The sequence below is a fragment of the Pseudomonas putida genome, from assembly GCF_009883635.2.
GTDB classification, from domain to species: Bacteria; Pseudomonadota; Gammaproteobacteria; order Pseudomonadales; family Pseudomonadaceae; genus Aquipseudomonas; species Aquipseudomonas putida_W.
The window spans coordinates 1594844-1612507 of record NZ_CP026115.2; the positions used below are offsets into that span (position 1 = coordinate 1594844).

Annotated in this window: 18 protein-coding genes, 1 tRNA gene and 1 pseudogene; 8 read left to right on the forward strand and 12 right to left on the reverse strand. The window is 62.4% G+C overall.

The window, feature by feature from the left end:
* Nucleotides 1-3 precede the first annotated feature (3 nt).
* A complete protein-coding gene (gene trmJ / locus C2H86_RS07365) occupies nt 4-774 on the reverse strand; it encodes a tRNA (cytosine(32)/uridine(32)-2'-O)-methyltransferase TrmJ (RefSeq protein ID WP_159412034.1) in 771 nt (256 codons plus the stop codon).
* 151 nt (nt 775-925) lie between these two features.
* On the opposite strand from trmJ, the gene suhB reads away from it, so the two are divergent.
* On the forward strand, nt 926-1744 hold the full coding sequence (gene suhB / locus C2H86_RS07370; RefSeq protein ID WP_016393981.1) for a type III secretion system regulator SuhB: 819 nt from the start codon (nt 926-928) through the stop codon (nt 1742-1744).
* A gap of 58 nt (nt 1745-1802) precedes the next feature.
* Here the strand turns inward: suhB and C2H86_RS07375 are convergent, their stop codons facing one another.
* The 6 genes from C2H86_RS07375 to queA all read right to left on the reverse strand — a co-directional run bounded on the left by C2H86_RS07375 (nt 1803) and on the right by queA (nt 7867).
* Nucleotides 1803-2345 carry a glycine zipper 2TM domain-containing protein gene (locus C2H86_RS07375; RefSeq protein ID WP_054887558.1) on the reverse strand — a complete coding sequence of 181 codons (543 nt, stop codon included), beginning with the start codon at nt 2343-2345 and terminating at the stop codon, nt 1803-1805.
* Nucleotides 2346-2463: 118 nt separating this feature from the next.
* Nucleotides 2464-3372: a protein translocase subunit SecF gene (gene secF / locus C2H86_RS07380; RefSeq protein ID WP_159412035.1), complete on the reverse strand. Its 909-nt coding sequence runs from the start codon at nt 3370-3372 to the stop codon at nt 2464-2466.
* Between the two features lie 10 nt (nt 3373-3382).
* Complete coding sequence (gene secD / locus C2H86_RS07385; RefSeq protein WP_159412036.1) at nt 3383-5245, reverse strand: protein translocase subunit SecD; 1863 nt, start codon at nt 5243-5245, stop codon at nt 3383-3385.
* 64 nt (nt 5246-5309) lie between these two features.
* Entirely contained in the window at nt 5310-5645 is a 336-nt protein-coding gene (gene yajC / locus C2H86_RS07390) for a preprotein translocase subunit YajC (RefSeq protein WP_027920288.1), read from the reverse strand.
* Between the two features lie 42 nt (nt 5646-5687).
* Nucleotides 5688-6803, reverse strand: coding sequence for a tRNA guanosine(34) transglycosylase Tgt (tgt, locus tag C2H86_RS07395; RefSeq protein WP_163986015.1), 1116 nt, complete (start codon nt 6801-6803; stop codon nt 5688-5690).
* A gap of 14 nt (nt 6804-6817) precedes the next feature.
* The gene (queA, locus tag C2H86_RS07400; RefSeq protein WP_159412037.1) at nt 6818-7867 is read right to left on the reverse strand and encodes a tRNA preQ1(34) S-adenosylmethionine ribosyltransferase-isomerase QueA; all 1050 of its coding nucleotides are present in this window, start codon (nt 7865-7867) and stop codon (nt 6818-6820) included.
* A gap of 108 nt (nt 7868-7975) precedes the next feature.
* Between queA and C2H86_RS07405 the strand changes: the two genes are divergently transcribed.
* From C2H86_RS07405 to C2H86_RS07420, 4 genes are all read left to right on the forward strand, one after another.
* Nucleotides 7976-8060: transfer RNA gene (locus C2H86_RS07405), tRNA-Leu, on the forward strand.
* A gap of 141 nt (nt 8061-8201) precedes the next feature.
* Nucleotides 8202-9272 carry a hypothetical protein gene (locus C2H86_RS07410; protein WP_159412038.1) on the forward strand — a complete coding sequence of 357 codons (1071 nt, stop codon included), beginning with the start codon at nt 8202-8204 and terminating at the stop codon, nt 9270-9272.
* Nucleotides 9273-9643: 371 nt separating this feature from the next.
* Entirely contained in the window at nt 9644-10291 is a 648-nt protein-coding gene (locus C2H86_RS07415; protein WP_159413070.1) for a trypsin-like peptidase domain-containing protein, read from the forward strand.
* An 80-nt stretch (nt 10292-10371) separates the two neighbouring features.
* On the forward strand, nt 10372-10851 hold the full coding sequence (locus C2H86_RS07420) for a GNAT family N-acetyltransferase (protein WP_159412039.1): 480 nt from the start codon (nt 10372-10374) through the stop codon (nt 10849-10851).
* 40 nt (nt 10852-10891) lie between these two features.
* Here the strand turns inward: C2H86_RS07420 and C2H86_RS28590 are convergent.
* Nucleotides 10892-11008, reverse strand: a pseudogene (locus tag C2H86_RS28590) (addiction module antidote protein); the annotation flags it as partial.
* A 208-nt stretch (nt 11009-11216) separates the two neighbouring features.
* Here C2H86_RS28590 and C2H86_RS07425 point away from each other — a divergent pair.
* Complete coding sequence (locus tag C2H86_RS07425; RefSeq protein ID WP_159412040.1) at nt 11217-12107, forward strand: bestrophin family protein; 891 nt, start codon at nt 11217-11219, stop codon at nt 12105-12107.
* 30 nt (nt 12108-12137) lie between these two features.
* On the opposite strand, the gene phnE is transcribed toward C2H86_RS07425, so the two are convergent.
* Genes phnE through C2H86_RS07445 form a run of 4 tightly spaced genes read right to left on the reverse strand, consistent with a single transcriptional unit; the run spans nt 12138 to nt 15371 of the window.
* Nucleotides 12138-12905 carry a phosphonate ABC transporter, permease protein PhnE gene (phnE, locus tag C2H86_RS07430; protein WP_159412041.1) on the reverse strand — a complete coding sequence of 256 codons (768 nt, stop codon included), beginning with the start codon at nt 12903-12905 and terminating at the stop codon, nt 12138-12140.
* Nucleotides 12902-13729 (reverse strand): PhnE/PtxC family ABC transporter permease, encoded by an 828-nt coding sequence (locus C2H86_RS07435; protein WP_159412042.1) that lies wholly within the window; start codon nt 13727-13729, stop codon nt 12902-12904. Before C2H86_RS07435 ends, phnE begins: the two co-directional genes overlap by 4 nt.
* Entirely contained in the window at nt 13723-14520 is a 798-nt protein-coding gene (locus C2H86_RS07440; RefSeq protein WP_159412043.1) for a phosphonate ABC transporter ATP-binding protein, read from the reverse strand. Before C2H86_RS07440 ends, C2H86_RS07435 begins: the two co-directional genes overlap by 7 nt.
* Entirely contained in the window at nt 14517-15371 is an 855-nt protein-coding gene (locus tag C2H86_RS07445; RefSeq protein WP_159412044.1) for a putative selenate ABC transporter substrate-binding protein, read from the reverse strand. Before C2H86_RS07445 ends, C2H86_RS07440 begins: the two co-directional genes overlap by 4 nt.
* A 130-nt stretch (nt 15372-15501) precedes the next feature.
* Between C2H86_RS07445 and selD the strand changes: the two genes are divergently transcribed.
* Both selD and mnmH read left to right on the forward strand, forming a co-directional pair.
* Complete coding sequence (gene selD, locus C2H86_RS07450; RefSeq protein ID WP_159412045.1) at nt 15502-16536, forward strand: selenide, water dikinase SelD; 1035 nt, start codon at nt 15502-15504, stop codon at nt 16534-16536.
* Nucleotides 16536-17636, forward strand: a complete 1101-nt coding sequence (gene mnmH / locus C2H86_RS07455; protein ID WP_159412046.1) for a tRNA 2-selenouridine(34) synthase MnmH — start codon at nt 16536-16538, stop codon at nt 17634-17636. Before selD ends, mnmH begins: the two co-directional genes overlap by 1 nt.
* The last annotated feature ends 28 nt before the right edge of the window (nt 17637-17664 follow it).

Below are 17664 nucleotides of genomic sequence, written 5' to 3' on the forward strand. Positions count from 1 at the left end.
CTGTCAGTCCTTCCGTTTATGCGGCTCGCCCCGTGCGACCTTCTGGGTCTCGGTGAGGATGCCGCGCAAAATGCTCATTTCCGAACGATTGACCGAGCTGCGCCCATACAGCCGGCGCAGGCGCGCCATCAGGTGCTTGGGCTTCTCAGGGTCGAGGAAGCCGATGTCCACCAGGGTCTTCTCCAGGTGTTCATAGAACAGCTCCATTTCGTCCATGGTCGCCAGCTCGTTGCTGCGCAGCGAGTTGGCATCGAACTTCTCGACTTTCGAGGGCGCGCCTTCGGCTGCCAGCCAGGCCATGCGCACCTCATAGGAGAGCACCTGGACCGCGGCGGCAAGGTTCAGCGAACTGAAGTCGGGGTTCGAGGGAATGTGCACGTGGAAGTGACATCGCTGCAGTTCTTCGTTGGTCAGGCCGGCGTGTTCGCGCCCGAACACCAGAGCGATCTCTTCACCGCCGGTGGCGTGCTCCACGGCCTTGGCCCCGCACTCGCGCGGGTCGATCAACGGCCAGGGGATGCTGCGCTCACGGGCACTGGTGCCCATGACCAGGCTGCAGCCGACCAGCGCGTCTTCAAGGCTGTCGACCACCTGGGCATTGGCCAGGATGTCGTCGGCGCCCGAGGCGCGCGCGGTGGCGTCGCCGGACGGGAACTCTTTTGGCTGCACCAGCACCAGACGCGACAAGCCCATGTTTTTCATGGCACGCGCAGCGCCGCCGATGTTGCCGGGGTGGCTGGTATTGACCAGAACAACACGAATATTTTGCAGCAAGGTGTTGTGCTCACAGATGCAGGTTTGGGGGAAATCGATCTTACAGAACCGACCAGCGTAACGCCATGAAAGCAAATGTGACACTTCTGCCGCCAAACTTTTCTGCTAGAATGTTCGGCTTTCTTCTTTAACATCTCCAGGTGACCCGCCCATGCAGCCTATGCTGAATATCGCCCTGCGCGCCGCTCGCAGCGCCAGTGAACTGATTTTCCGCTCCATCGAACGCCTGGATAGCATCAAGGTCGACGAGAAAGAGGCCAAGGACTACGTCTCCGAAGTGGATCGCGCCGCTGAGCAGAGCATCGTCAACGCCCTGCGCAAGGCCTACCCGAACCACTCCATTCAAGGTGAAGAAACCGGCCTGCACGCCGGCACCGGCGAAGAAGGCAAGGACTACCTGTGGATCATCGATCCGCTGGACGGCACCACCAACTTCCTGCGTGGCATCCCGCACTTCGCTGTCAGCATCGCCTGCAAATACCGTGGCCGCCTCGAGCACGCCGTGATCGTCGACCCGGTTCGCCAGGAAGAATTCACCGCCAGCCGTGGCCGTGGCGCCCAACTCAATGGCCGCCGCCTGCGCGTCAGCTCGCGTACCAGCCTGGACGGCGCCCTGCTGGGTACCGGCTTCCCGTTCCGTGACAACCAGATGGCTGACATGGACAACTACCTGGGCATGTTCCGCGCCCTGACTGGCCAGACCGCCGGCATCCGCCGCGCCGGCTCCGCCAGCCTGGACCTGGCCTATGTGGCTGCCGGCCGTTTCGACGCCTTCTGGGAGTCGGGTCTGTCCGAATGGGACATGGCGGCGGGCGTGCTGCTGATCCAGGAAGCCGGTGGCCTGGTGAGCGACTTCAACGGTGGCCACGACTTCCTCGACAAGGGCCACATCGTTGCAGGCAACATCAAGTGCTTCAAGGCCGTACTGACCGCTATCCAGCCACACCTGCCTGAGCACATGAAGCGCTAAGCGCGGATTTCAGGTACAAAAAAAGCACCTCTCGAGGTGCTTTTTTTGTACCCGGTGCTTACTGCCCGGCTTCGCTGAGGATCAGCTTGCCATTCTTGTCCAGCGGAATGGTCGAACCCGGCTCGCGGTCCATCTTCACCTTGCCCACCTGATCACCAATGGAATAGGTCACGTTGTAACCCACCACCTTCTCGCTGATGTCGTTGACCGTGTTGCAGCGCGTTTGCGTAGTGGTGTAGGTGTCACGCTGCTGCATGCCTTCCTGCACCTTGTTACCGGCATAACCACCACCGACCGCACCGGCCACGGTGGCAATCTTCTTGCCAGTGCCGCCGCCGATCTGATTACCCAGCAGGCCGCCGGCAATGGCACCGACCACGGTACCGGCGATCTGGTGCTGGTCCTTGACCGGCGCCTGACGCGTAACGGCGACGTCCTTGCAGACCTCGCGCGGGGTCTTGACCTGTTGCTTGATCGGTTGCACGTCGGTGACCTGGGCATACTCAGGCCCCTTGTTCACCAAGCTGTAGGTGGCAACAGCACCTCCGGCAGTAACACCGACAGCACCCAGCACAGCGCCTACGAGCATTGATTTGTTCACATGAACCTCCTGTTGTACCTGCAGGGGCTAACCTGCTTTCTCCCAGCCTTGGAGCAAAAAAAAAGGCGTGAGTTCAACACTCACGCCTTTTCATCGCCGAACGGCGTAGGACTAATCCTTAAGGACGGTTATCCACACCTTCGTTTTTCACCGGCGGGATCAGGTCTTCGCTGTTCAGGTTCAGCCAGATCAGTACCACGTTGGCGATGTAGATCGACGAGTAGGTACCGGCCATGACACCGATGAACAGTGCCAGAGAGAAGCCGAACAGGTTATCGCCACCGAAGAACAGCAGCGCGGCGATCGCCAGCAAGGTCGACACCGAGGTGGCGATGGTGCGCAGCAGGGTCTGAGTGGTCGAGACGTTGATGTTCTCGATCAGCGAGGCCTTGCGCATCACGCGGAAGTTCTCACGCACCCGATCGAACACGACGATGGTGTCGTTCAGCGAGTAGCCGATGATCGCCAGTACCGCTGCCAGCACCGTCAGGTCGAAGGTGATCTGGAAGAACGACAGGATACCCAGGGTCACCACCACGTCGTGGATCAGCGAGACGATCGCGCCCACGGCGAACTTCCACTGGAAGCGGAAAGCCAGGTAGATGAGGATGCCGCCCAGCGCCAGGAGCATGCCGAGGCCGCCCTGGTCGCGCAGCTCTTCACCCACCTGCGGACCGACAAACTCGACGCGCTTGAGGGTGGCTGGGTTGTCGCCGCCAGCCTTCTGCAGGGCCGCGCCCACCTTGGCACCCAGCTGCGGGTCATCGCCCGGCATGCGCACCAGCAGGTCGGTAGTGGCGCCAAAGCTCTGCACCACGGCCTCGTGGAAGCCGGAATCGACCAGCTCGGCACGCACCGCCTTGAGGTCGGCCGGGCGCTCGTAGGTCAGCTCGATCAGCGTACCGCCGGTGAAGTCCAGGCCGAAATTCAGGCCCTTCTGCCACCAGCTGAACAGCGCCAGCACGGTGAGGAGCACGGTAATGGCGAACGCGACATTGCGCACGCCCATGAAGTTGATGGTTTTCATCGCAGCTCCCTCAAACCCACAGCTTCTTGATGTCACGCCCGCCGCAAGTCAGGTTGACCATTGCGCGGGTCACCATGACGGCGGTGAACATCGAGGTGAAAATCCCGAGGGACATGGTGACCGCAAAGCCCTTGACCGGGCCGGTACCCATGGCGAACAGGATGCCGCCGACCAGCAGGCTGGTCAGGTTGGCGTCGATGATCGCGGTATAGGCGCGGTTGAAACCTTCGTGGATGGCGCGCTGCACCGACATGCCGGCATTCAGTTCTTCGCGGATACGCGAGAAGATCAGCACGTTGGCGTCCACCGCCATACCCATGGTCAACACGATACCGGCGATACCAGGCAGGGTCAGGGTCGCACCCAGCAGCGACATCAGCGCCAGCAGCAGCACCATGTTGCCCGCCAGGGCGACGGTGGCGATCACGCCGAAGCCGCGGTAGATGGCGATGATGAACAGCGAGACGAACAGCATGCCCCACAGCGACGCATCGATACCCTTGGTGATGTTGTCGGCACCCAGGCTTGGGCCAATGGTACGTTCTTCGGCGAAGTACATCGGCGCGGCCAGACCACCGGCACGCAGCAGCAGGGCCAGCTCCGAGGATTCACCCTGGCCGTTGAGGCCGGTAATGCGGAACTGGCTGCCCAGCGGCGACTGGATGGTCGCCAGGCTGATGATCTTCTTCTCTTCCTGGAAGCTCTGTACGGCAACGTCCTTCTCGACGCCATCGACAGTCTGCTTGACGTAGCGGGTGACCGGCTTCTGCTCGATGAAGATCACCGCCATACTGCGCCCAACGTTGCTGCGGGTCGCACGGCTCATCAGCTCGCCACCGTGGCCATCCAGGCGGATGTTAACCTGCGGGCGGCCGTGCTCGTCGAAGCTGGCCTGGGCATCGGTGACCTGGTCACCGGTGATGATCAGGCCACGCTCGACAGCAGCCGAACGGTTGCCCTCGCGGAACTCGAAGACCTCGGTAGTGGCCTTGGAAGCACCCGGCTCGGCACCGAAGCGGAACTCCAGGTTGGCGGTCTTGCCGAGGATACGCTTGGCTTCGGCAGTGTCCTGCACGCCCGGCAGCTCGACCACGATGCGGTTGGCGCCCTGGCGCTGTACCAGCGGCTCGGCCACGCCCAGCTCGTTCACACGGTTGCGGACGGTGGTGAGGTTCTGCTTGATCGAGTATTCGCGGATCTCGGCGACTTTCGCCTGGGTCAGCGCCAGACGCAGCACGGCGAGCTCGTTGCGCTCGGTGGTGGTCAGGTCGAAATCATTGAAATTCTTGCGGATCAGGGCACGTGCCTGTTCGCGGGTAGCATCGTCAGTGAAGCCCAGCATTACACCGCCATCCTGCTGCGGCAGGCTGCGGTAGCGGATGCGCTCTTTGCGCAGCAAGGTCTTGACCTCGCCTTCGTAGACTTTCATGCGGGCGCTCATGGCCTTGTCCATGTCCACTTCCAGCAGGAAGTGCACACCACCGGACAGGTCCAGGCCCAGCTTCATCGGGCTTGCACCCAGGTTGCGCAGCCATTGCGGGGTAGTCTGGGCCAGGTTCAGGGCCACGACGTAATCATCGCCCAGTGCCTTGCGCACTACATCCTTGGCTGGCAGTTGATCTTCCTGGTTGGTCAGGCGAATCAGCCCACTGCCCTTCTCACCCAGGCTTGCGCCCTTGACGGTGATACCGGCATCGCCCAGCGCCTTGCTGACGCGGTCGAGGTCGGCCTGGTTGACTTGCAGCGCCGAACTGGCACCGCTGATCTGCACCGCCGGATCATCCGGGTAGAGGTTGGGAGCGGAATAAATGAAACCGATCGCCAGTACCACCAGGATCAGTGCGTATTTCCACAGAGGGTATTTGTTCAGCATCACGCCGCCCGTTCAAGACGCGGGGCGCTTTGCGCGCCCCGACTGGAAAAATGAAACCGGTAACTCAGATAGCCTTGAGCGTACCTTTTGGCAGGGTGGCCGCGATGGCACCCTTCTGGAACTTCAGCTCGACGGTGTCGGAAACTTCCAGGACCACGAAGTCATCGGAAACCTTGACGATCTTGCCGGCGATGCCGCCGTTGGTGACAACTTCGTCACCTTTCTGCAAGTTGCTCAGTAGGTTCTTCTGCTCTTTGGCGCGCTTGGACTGCGGGCGCCAGATCATCAGGTAGAAGATGACCAGGAAACCGACCAGGAAAATCCACTCGAAACCGGTACCGGCTGGGCCGGCGGCGGGTGCTGCAGCGTCCGCGTAAGCGGCGGGGATCAAGAAGCTCATTGGGCACTCCTAATGTAATTTTCTAATAATGGATGCGAACAGTCAGTCCAAAGGCGGCACAGGCAGCCCGCGTTTGGCGTAGAAGGCGTCGACAAAGGCGGCCAATTTACCCTGTTGAATAGCCTCGCGTAAACCGGCCATCAAGCGCTGGTAATGGCGCAAGTTGTGGATGGTATTCAGCATGCTGCTCAGCATTTCGCCGCACTTGTCCAGATGATGCAGATAAGCACGGGAGAAGTTGGTGCAGGTATAGCAGTCACAGGTCGGATCCAGCGGCGAATCATCGTGGCGATGGAACGCGTTGCGGATCTTGATCACCCCTGTATCGACGAACAGGTGGCCGTTGCGCGCGTTGCGCGTGGGCATCACGCAGTCGAACATGTCGACGCCGCGGCGCACACCCTCAACCAGATCTTCCGGTTTGCCTACCCCCATAAGGTAACGAGGTTTGTCAGCCGGCATCTGGTCCGGCAGGTAATCCAGGACCTTGATCATTTCGTGCTTCGGTTCGCCGACCGACAGGCCGCCGATGGCCAGGCCGTCGAAGTCGATATTGACCAGCGCCTCCAGCGAGCGCATGCGCAAGTCCTGGTACATGCCACCCTGGACAATGCCGAACAACGCTGCGGTGCTGTCGCCGTGGGCATTCTTCGAGCGCTGGGCCCAACGCAGCGACAGCTCCATGGAGGTGCGCGCCACGTCGTGCTCGGCCGGGTACGGCGTGCACTCGTCGAAGATCATCACGATGTCCGAGCCCAGGTCGCGCTGCACCTGCATGGACTCTTCCGGGCCCATGAACACCTTGGAGCCATCGACAGGCGAGGCGAAGGTGACACCCTCCTCCTTGATCTTGCGCATGGCGCCCAGGCTGAACACCTGAAATCCACCAGAATCGGTGAGGATAGGGCCTTTCCACTGCATGAAGTCATGCAGGCCGTTGTGCTTCTTGATCACCTCGGTACCCGGGCGCAGCCACAGGTGGAAGGTGTTGCCGAGGATGATCTCGGCGCCGATGGCCTCGATGTCACGCGGCAGCATGCCCTTGACCGTGCCATAGGTGCCCACCGGCATGAACGCCGGGGTCTCGACCGTGCCACGGGGGAAGGTCAGCCGGCCGCGACGGGCCTTGCCGTCGGTGGCCAGCAGTTCGAACGACATTCGACAGGTGCGACTCATGCTTGATCCTCTGGGCCGCGTGGCGCCGGATTGCGGGTGATGAACATGGCATCACCGTAACTGAAGAAGCGGTATCCGTTGTCGACCGCCGCCGCGTAGGCAGCCATGGTCTCGGGGTAACCGGCGAAGGCCGAGACCAGCATCAGCAGCGTGGACTCCGGCAGGTGGAAGTTGGTGACCAGGCAATCGACCACATGGAAGGGCCGGCCCGGATAGATGAAGATGTCGGTGTCACCGCTGAAGGCCTTGAGCACGCCATCACGCGCCGCGCTCTCCAGCGAGCGCACGCTGGTGGTACCGACCGCGATCACCCGACCGCCACGGGCGCGGCAGGCCTCGATGGCGTCGACCACATCCTGGCTCACTTCGAGCCACTCTTTGTGCATGTGGTGGTCTTCGATCTTGTCGACCCGCACCGGCTGGAAGGTGCCGGCGCCCACGTGCAGGGTGACGAAGGCGCGCTCGACGCCCTTGGCGGCGATCTTTTCCAGCAGCGCTCCGTCGAAGTGCAGGCCCGCAGTCGGCGCAGCAACCGCACCCGCGCGTTCGGCATACACGGTCTGGTAGCGCTCACGGTCAGCGCCTTCATCGGGGCGGTCGATGTATGGCGGCAACGGCATGTGGCCGACGCGATCGAGCAGCGGCAGCACCTCTTCGGTGAAGCGCAACTCGAACAGCGTGTCGTGACGGGCGACCATCTCGGCCTCGCCACCGCCATCGATGAGGATCACTGCACCTTCCTTCGGCGCCTTGCTGGCACGCACATGGGCCAGCACGCGGTGGCTGTCGAGCACGCGCTCGACCAGCACTTCCAGCTTGCCGCCGGAGGCTTTCTGGCCAAACAGCCGCGCCGGAATCACCCGGGTGTTGTTGAATACCATCAGGTCGCCCGGCCGCAGATAGTCGAGCAGATCGGGGAATTGCTGGTGCGCCAACGCCCCGCTCGGCCCATCGAGGACCAGCAGACGGCTGCCATGGCGCTCGGCCAGAGGGTGGCGGGCGATCAGGGAATCGGGGAGTTCGAAAGAAAAATCGGCGACGCGCATGATGATGTTCGGGTTCGACAGGGCCGGGAAGTTTAGCCCAATGTGTGAAAATTGACCATGAAAGCCGATTGACCGGCTTGGACGACCTCTCTATACTGCGGCGCCTAAGCCCTGATGGCGGAATTGGTAGACGCGGCGGATTCAAAATCCGTTTTCGAAAGGAGTGGGAGTTCGAGTCTCCCTCGGGGCACCAAGATCCAGAAAAAACCGACCTTATGGTCGGTTTTTTTGTGCCTGAAATTTGGCTTGCGCCTGGCAAAAGCTCCCAATCCCCTTGCTGCGCTCTGTTCCATAACCTGACTCCTCCATTACCGCTTATGCATGGAGTCTCGCCATGAAGAAGAACCTGTGTTTCGCCTTGCTCGCCTCGACCCTGCTGGTCGCTGCATCGACCCATGCGGCACCGTCGATTCAGTCCAGTTCCGTACAGCACTTTACCGGCCGCTGTCTCGATGCTGCCCACCGCAGCCACAAAGACGTGAACTGCGAGATATCCGCCGTCGTGAAAATTGGCCAGCAACTGTACCTTGCCAATGACAAGCCCATTCCGGGCGAAGGCACTTCTTCCCTGTTCTCAATTAATTTTCAAGGCTCGCCGAAGCCCCCATTCAACTTCAAATCACTGACCTATCTACAAGGCGAGCCGATAGAAACCGCAGATAAGCTGGAGGGCCTGACAAAGGTCACCTTCGGTGACGCCTCCTATGCAATCGCTACTAATGCCTTTACCAGGGCAATCAACCCGGCATCCAGCACAGTGCTCTACTGGCCTGTGGATAACCCCGAGTCCATCAATGTTCTGGGTGATCCGAACGCGCTTCATCAGCAGATCGGCGCAGTGCTTGGCGAATCCTTCTTTCAGGTAGAAGGCATCGCAGTGGTTCCGGGCAACAGGCTGCTCTTGGGCATCCGCCGACTGGGCGCTGATTACCATGCCGCCAAGCCAGCGTTCATCATCCTGCAAACGCCGATCAAAATGACCAAGGGTCAAATCGTGCTGGACGGCGACTTCCAAGTGGCATATCAATTCACCCCGAAAGTGCCAGGGGACGACCGCCCGCTTGGTCTCTCGGGGCTGGAGTATGACCCTTACAACAAGCGTCTGCTGGCGACCACCAGCCATGAGGATGGCGACAAGATCGGGGGCTACCTGTGGAGTTTACCGATGTCCTTACTTTCCCAAGACAAGGCAGGCATGCCTGAGCCGTTCCTCGACCCTGATGGACGGCCACTTTGGTTCGATAACAAGCCGGAGGGCGTCGAAGTACTTAGCGACAGCCAGATACTGGTCGTGCATGACGACGACAGAGTTCAGGTGGCCGACTCAACCAAAGGGAAGTCCAAAAAGGACAACGAATTTGCCTACAGCGTGATCACGCTGCACAACGACCAACCCGGCCTTTGAGATCTCACCTGGTACCGTGATCACTCCACAGCAGATTACACACCCGTGTGGCTGGCTGTGGGGCGTTCAAACAACTTCAGAATGGACGACCTGCATCGATCCAAGTCATGAGCTAAATCGAGCTCAACTCAACTCATTCGTCCTGACAAGCCAAAAGCCCCGCCCTTTTGACGCCACCCCAACGGCTTCAGCCCCTCCAGGCATCCAGCAAATCAATTGGCCGCCACCCCAGTGATGGCCATAAGCTGTCACTCGTCGGTGATATGCCAAAAGTATTGATACCGTAATGTCACTTGGCCATAGTGACATCCCCTTCATCCTTGATCACTGCGTGCCCCATGAACAAAACCGCGCCCTGTCTGGCAGCAATGATGCTGCTGAGTGGGTGCAATGGAATGCCAACCGCATACGTTTCAGACCCCGTTTACGACCAGGCTTTTGTCGTCACTTCCGGTGCCCCCCTCCCGATGCTGCTGATGGCCAGTGCCATCCAGTGGAACGAAGACTACGCCGTCACTGCCAAGCACACTCCGTTCCTGCGCAACGTGGTGCATGAAGGGCTGGGTGATGTGGTGTTTTTCAAGCACAAGGCCGGCAAGGTGCCGCAGTGGCGCCAGTTCGTGCCGGGCGAGTCGGTGACTGCGGTCGGCTTCAACAGCTTGATGATGCCAGTGCAGGGCAAGGGTCACACGCTCGACTCGTTGGTGCGCCTCGAAGGCACGCCGGGAAGTGTTTTCTACGCGGTGCATGATGGCCCAATCACCAAGGGCATGTCAGGCGGCCCTGTGTTCGCCGATGACGGCAAGGTGGTCGGAATGAATGTCGCCTTCATCGCCAAGGACGGGATCGATGCCCGCAACCGCCCGGACCTGGCCGACAAGGCACGGGTCAGTGTGTTCATGTCGTACAGCGAGATCGACAAGGAATGGCGGCGCTTCCAGTACCTGGCGCACAAGGGCAAGCCACACGGCGCGCCTGCTGCGATCAAGGGCTATGTGGCAGTAGCCGGCAAGCCTTGATCCACCGCTGCGGGCCAACATGATACGGTTGCAGTCGATACTGTTGATGTGCCCGGCACATTCACGCAAAAGGACCTGCCATGCACCTTGCCCACCGCCCCGTTCACGCCAGTGACATCCCGGCCATCTGCTGCTTCCCTCAGGGCCCGGACGAGCTGTACTACATGTTCCCCAAAGCCATCTACCCGCTCACCCCCGCGCAACTGAGCGACGCCATCGCCCAACGCAACGGTTCGACCGTGGTCGAAGGCGACGGCCTGGTGCTCGGTTTCGCCAACTTCTACAAGGCCGAGCACGGTGGTGTATGCGCCCTCGGCAACGTAGTGGTGGCCCCCGCCGTTCGCGGTCAGGGCGTGGCACGTTACCTAGTGCAGTGCATGATCGAGCTGGCCCGCGAGCAGTTCGCGGCGCGGGAGGTCTGGGTGTCGTGCTTCAACCACAACACCGCAGGCTTGCTGCTTTATCCACAGCTTGGCTTCGTGCCGTTTGGCATCGAGGAGCGGCAGGCTCAGGATGGCAGGCGGGTGGCCTTGGTGCAGATGAAACAGCAGCTTCGTTGATCAGGGCACTGCGCGTCCGGGCCCTGTCGACGTCAAGTCGCGCCCGGGCGAGCTCGGCAGAGTTGCCATCGCTCATCACCTGCATCAGATACTCCTCGATTGCTTCTTCGCAATCCAGGAGTGTTGCCATGTCGAAAGGAATCGGATTTCGCTTCATCAGAACCTCTGCATAAATGCGCGAAATGAAGAAGCATCGACAGTGCCAGTTCTTTTATCGATACCCTAGCCAGCGGCTTCTGAAAGCCGTGTAGTCCGCTTCCCGCTTTTAAACAACACCTTCAGTAACACCTCAGGACGAACAGCACCGAACCATACCCGCCCTTCGACGTCCCATCCTGCATCCCCGGCTTTTCGAGGCAGCTCGTGTGAAAGACGTCATCGCCCGCAAGTACCGCCTGATCGTCAAGACGTTCGGCTACATCGGCTGGTCGCTGTTCTGGCTGCTGCTCTGGGACGTACTGGTCACCATCGACTTCATGCTGTTCTTCAACAGCAAGTTCACCCTGCCGTTGATTCCACTGACCTTGCTGGGTTCGGCGCTGGTGGTGCTGGTGAGCTTTCGCAACAGCAGCGCCTACAACCGCTGGTGGGAAGCGCGAACTTTATGGGGAGCGTTGGTGAACGGTTCGCGCAGCTTCGCCCGGCAGACGCTGACACTGATCGATGACAGCGAGGATGGACTGAACCCGGTCAAGGCGACCCTGCTGCGCCGGCACATCGCCTATGTGAACTGCCTGGCGGCGCACCTGAAGGGTGAGGCCTGCCCGGACGAACTGATGGCATTCATCCCGCCGGGGGAGTTCGAGCGGCGCAACCGTTCGAACAACTTCGCCAACGATATTCTCAGCGGCTCGGCGGCGTTGCTGGCACGGGAATACCAGGCCGGGCGGCTGGACAGCATTCGCCTGGCGCGGCTGGAGTCGACGTTGGTGGACCTGTCCAATGCCCAGGGCGGCATGGAGCGGATCGCCAATACACCGCTGCCCTACCCCTACGTGTACTTTCCACGGCTGTTCATCACCCTGTTCTGCCTGATCGTACCGGTGGGCCTGGTGGAATCGCTGGGCTGGTTCACGCCACTGGCGTCGACAGTGGTTGGGTTCATGCTGCTGGCGATCGAGCGGATCGGGACTGATCTGCAGAGTCCGTTTCGCTTCAGTGAGCATCAGATCCAGATGGATACCATCTGCGAGACCATCGAGCGGAATCTGGAATCGATGCAGCGGGAAGCTCAGTGTGGGGAGTTGGTCTCGTGAATGGGGCTGCTTTGCAGCCCCGGCTATCGGTCAGGCCCGCACATACCGCTGGCGCAACACATCACTGAAGGCATCCACCAGCAACACCAGCAGCAACATCGCCATGATCACCGTACTCGCCTGGGCCTCCTGGAACAGGCTCAGGGTGGTGTAGAGCATCTGCCCCAGCCCCCCTGCTCCGACAAACCCCAACACACTGGCCATGCGAATGTTGTTCTCCCAGCGGTACAGGCTGTAAGCGAGCAGCTGCGGCCACAGGTTCGGCAAGGTCCCGAAACAGAACGCCGCCACTTGGCCACCACCCTGCAAGCGAATCGCAGCGGCAGGTTCTACCGGCGCATTCTCCAGCGCTTCGGCGAACAAGCGCCCCAACACGCCGGATGTGTGCAGCGCCAGGGCCAAGGTACCGGCATTGGGCCCAAGACCCGCCGCCAGCACCGTCAAGGCGGCCCACACCAACTCCGGAATGGCCCTCAAGGCATTGAGCAGCAACCGCGCCAGCGATTGCAGCGGCCAACCGAAGCGCCCCGCCGCCGGCAAGGCCAGCAGCATGCCGAGGACCATCGCCAGCAAGGTGCCCAGCCCGGACATGGCCAGGGTCTCCATGGCACCCCGCCCTACAGCCTGCAAGTGCTCGCCGGACCAGTCCGGGTGCAGGAAGCGAGCTGCATACTCGCCCATCTGCCCCAACCCGCCATCACCCACCAAGGCATGCAGGTCCAGTTGCAGATAACCGAACGACGCCACCACCGCTACCCCGATGGCAACGATCACCAGCAGGTTGATCACCCGGTTCATGCCAGCCTCCCGCGCAGGAAGCGGCTGAGCAGGTCAGCCAGCAGCACCAGGCCGAGGAACGCCAGCAGCATGCTCGCCACCTCGCCCCCGGCGAACATGCGCATCGACAGGTCGATTTGCTGCCCCAGCCCGCCAGCCCCGACAAAGCCCATCACCACCGACGCGCGCACGGCGCATTCCCAGCGATAGACGGTGTACGACACCACTTCCGCCGACGCACTGGGCAGGATGCCGTAGAAGAACGCCGTCAATCGGCCGCTGCCAGCCTGCAACAAGGCATGCGCCGGGCGCTGGTCGACCGATTCGAAGATTTCCGCATAGACCTTGCCGAGCATGCCGCTGTAGGTGATGGCGATGGCCAGCACCCCGGCCGTCGGCCCCAGGCCTACGGCCCGCACGAACAACAGCGCCCAGACGATCTCCGGCACGCTGCGCAGGAAAATCAGCAAGCCGCGCACAGGCAGGCGCAACAAGCGCGACCACGGCCCGGCCCGGCCACCCCGGGAGGCGGCGCGCAGTGACAGTGCACGGCTGGCCAGCAGGCTGGTCGGCACCGCCAGCAACAGCGCCAGGGCCATGCCGGCAGTCGCCACGGCCAAGGTCTGCAAGGTGGATTCGTAGAGTAACTTGAGGAATTCGGCATCATGCGCCGGCGGCCAGAAGGCGCTGGTGAAGCTGGCGATCTGCTGCCGGTTCTCCGCCTGCAGCAAGACGCCTGGGTTCAGTTCGCTCAATTGCAGCCCAGGCCACAGCACGGTCAACGCCAGCAAAGTCAGCAACAAACGCGGCAACGCAGCCGGGTCGCGGGCGTCGGCCTTCAGCATCGTGGAATCTGCACGGTCAGGGTCGGCCCCTGGGCTTGCGCGGGCGAGCCTAGTTGCTCGTTGGCGTACAGCGCATCCAGCAATTGCGTGGTCACCGCCTCGGCCGGGCAGTCGAACGCCACCTGCCCTTCACGAATGCCGATCACCCGTGGGAAATGCGCCAGCGCCAGGTCCACTGCATGCAGGCTGGCCACCAGGGTCACGCCATTGGCCTGGGCATGGCGATTGAGCAATGCCAGGCTGTGATCGGCCAGCACCGGGTCCATGGCCGACACTGGCTCGTCGGTCAGCAGCACTTCCGGCCGCTGATACAACGCCCGGGCGATGCCGACCCGCTGCAACTGCCCGCCGGACAACTGCCCGCACTGAACGAACAGCTTGTCGGCCAGGCCCAACTCGGCCAAGGCCTGACGCGCCCCCGGCACATCGGTCGGATACACCAGGTTGAGCAGGCCACGCAGCAGGCCCCACTGCCCCAGGCGCCCCGCCAGTACTGCCGTCACCACACGCTGGCGTGGCGGCAGCGGCGGTGCCTGGTGCACCAGGCCAATCCGTGCACGCAGGCGCTGGCGCGCCCCGGCAGACAGCGCCCAGGGCTGCTCACCAAACAGTTCCAGGTGCCCGCTGCTGGGCTGCACGGCGGTGGCCATCAGGTGCAGCAGGCTGGACTTGCCGGCCCCCGAGGGGCCGATGATCGCCACCCGCTCACCCTTGGCGATGCTCAGGCTGACAGCATCGAGCGCGCGGACCTGGCCGTGGCGCAGGCCGGCGCCGTGTACATGAATAGTCACTTGAGCAGGCCGGCCTCACGTGCAGCTTGCTCGGTGCCCGCATAGTTTTCAGGCTTGGTCTCGATGAAGCGGCTGGCCGCCTGCAGGTCGAGGATCGCCTTGTGCTCCGGGTTGGCCGGGTCGAGGTCGAGGAAGGCCTTCTTGATTTTCTCTTTCAGCGCCGGGTCCATGTTGCCGCGCACGGTCCAGTTATAGTCGTAGTAGGCCGGCGTGGTGGCGAACACCTTGACCTTGCTGGTATCGACCTTGCCGGCATCGACCAGCTTTTGCCAGACGCTGGCATTGAGCACGCCGCCGTCGACCTTGCCCGCCTGCACCCAGGCTACGGTCGCGTCATGGGCACCGGAATAGGCCACACGGCTGAAGTAGCTCTCAGGCTTGATGTTGTCTTCCTTGAGCATGAAGTAGCGCGGCATCAGGCTGCCCGAGGTGGACGAGATCGAACCGAAGGCGAACGACTTGCCCTTGAGGTCGGCCAGGCTCTTCACGGCCGGGTTGGCGGTGATGAACTTGGAGGTGAACTGGGCGTCCTGCTCACGCTGCACCAGCGGCGTGGCGGTCGGGTCCTTCAGGTGCACCTGGACGAAAGTGAAACCACCCAGCCAGGCCATGTCCAGGCGGTTGCTGGCCAGCGACTCGACCACCGCCGGGTAGTCGGCAACCGGAACGAACTTCACGTCCATGCCCAGTTGCTTGGACAGGTACTGGCCCAGTGGCTCGAACTTGCGCAGCAGTTCGGTCGGCGCTTCGTCGGGGATGGCACTGACCCGCAAGGTATCGGCTGCCTGGGCAACTACGGCACAGCAGGACAGCACGAGGCCGGCGGCGAGCGCCAGGGGGCGTTTGAGCATGGGAGTTCTCCGGGTCAATTGCAGTCAAAGGCCGGCATGCGCGCCGACCGTGGGAAGTATAAGAGGCGCAGGCACAAAGGCCAGCTTTGCTACAATCGGCGCAACAAATTGACCCCTTTGCGAGGTACACATGAGCGAGCCGATTCGCCTCACCCAGTACAGCCACGGTGCCGGCTGTGGCTGCAAGATCTCCCCCAAGGTGCTGGATGTGATCCTCGCCGAGAGCGGCGCCCAGGCCCTGGACCCGAAGTTGTGGGTCGGCAATGCCTCACGTGACGACGCCGCCGTGTATGCCCTGGATGACGAGCGCGGGGTGGTATCGACCACCGATTTCTTCATGCCGATCGTCGACGACCCGTACGACTTCGGGCGCATCGCCGCCACCAATGCCATCAGCGATATCTACGCCATGGGCGGCGACCCGCTGATGGCCATCGCCATCCTCGGCTGGCCGGTCAACGTGCTGCCACCGGAAGTCGCCCGCGAAGTGATCCGCGGCGGCCGCGCCGTGTGCGCCGAAGCCGGCATCCCGCTGGCTGGCGGCCACTCCATCGACGCCCCCGAGCCAATCTTCGGCCTGGCGGTCACCGGCGTGGTCAGCAAGCACCACCTCAAACGCAACGACACCGCCACTGCAGGCTGCCGCCTGTACCTGACCAAGCCACTGGGCATCGGCATCCTCACCACCGCCGAGAAGAAGGCCAAGCTGCGCGAGCAGGACCAGGGCCTGGCACGCGACTGGATGTGCACGCTGAATACCCCGGGCAGCCGCTTTGGCAAGCTCGATGGGGTCAAGGCAATGACCGACGTCACCGGCTTCGGCCTGCTCGGCCACCTGGTGGAGCTGGCAGAAGGCAGCGGCCTGACGGCGGAACTTAACTACGCCGCCGTGCCACGCCTGCCGAGCGTCGACCATTACCTTGCCGAAGGCTGCATTCCTGGCGGCACACTGCGCAACTACGACAGCTACGGGCACAAGCTCGGCGCGCTGACCGACGAGCAGAAGCACCTGCTGTGCGACCCGCAGACCAGCGGCGGCCTGCTGGTTGCCGTCACCCCCGAAGGCGAGGCCGAGTTCCTGGCAGTGGCAGGCGAACTGGGGCTCAACCTGTCGCCGATCGGCCTGCTGGTCGAGCGACAGAGCCATGCGGTCGAGGTGAACTGATGCGCCCCGACTGCACCGACTTGCGCCAACTGTTCCTCGACGACGCACCGATGATGGACATGCGCGCGCCGATCGAATTCGTCAAAGGTGCCTTCCCCGGCACCGTCAACCTGCCGCTGATGACGGACCAGGAGCGGCAGAAGGTCGGCACCTGCTACAAGCAGCAGGGCCAGGCCGCTGCCATCACCCTCGGCCACCAGCTGGTCAGCGGCGCGACCAAGCGCGAGCGCCTGCATGCCTGGGCCAGCTTCGCCAAGGCCCACCCTGATGGCTACCTGTACTGCGCCCGTGGCGGCCTGCGCTCGCTGATCGTGCAGCAGTGGCTGCGCGACGAGGCCGGCATCGACTACCCCCGCATCAAGGGCGGCTACAAGGCCATGCGCACCTTCCTGCTGGAAACCACCCAGCAGGCCGTGGAGCAATGCGATTTCGTGCTGGTAGGCGGCCTCACCGGCACCGGCAAGACCGACGTGCTGCACCAGCTGAACAACGTGCTCGACCTCGAAGGCCACGCTAACCACCGCGGCTCCAGCTTCGGCAAACGCGCCACCGGCCAGCCGGCGCAGATCGACTTCGAGAACAAGCTGGCCGTCGACGTGCTGAAGAAGCGTGCCCGGGGCATCGAACAGTTCGTGCTGGAAGATGAAGGCCGCATCGTCGGCAGTTGCTCGGTGCCGCTGGAGCTGTACCAGGGCATGCAGCAGTACCCGATGGTGTGGCTGGAGGACAGTTTCGAGAACCGCGTAGAGCGTATCTTGCGCGATTACGTGATCAACCTGTGCGCCGAGTTCGTTGATGTGCATGGCGAGGAAGGCGGTCGGCTGAAGTTTGCCGGGCGCATGCTGCAGAGCATGGGCAACATCCACAAGCGTCTTGGTGGAGAGCGCTTCCAGCGCTTGTCAGCCATGTTGAACGAGGCGTTGGACGAGCAACTGCGCAGTGGCGCGGTGGACCTGCACCGGGGCTGGATCGAAGGGCTGCTCAAGGAATACTACGACCCGATGTACGCCTACCAGCGTGAAGCCAAGGCCGAGCGGATCGAGTTTGCCGGGGATGGCGTGGAAGTGCGCGAATACCTCAAGGCCCGCGCTCGACGTTGATCGAGGCGCGCCCCTCCTGTGGGAGCTA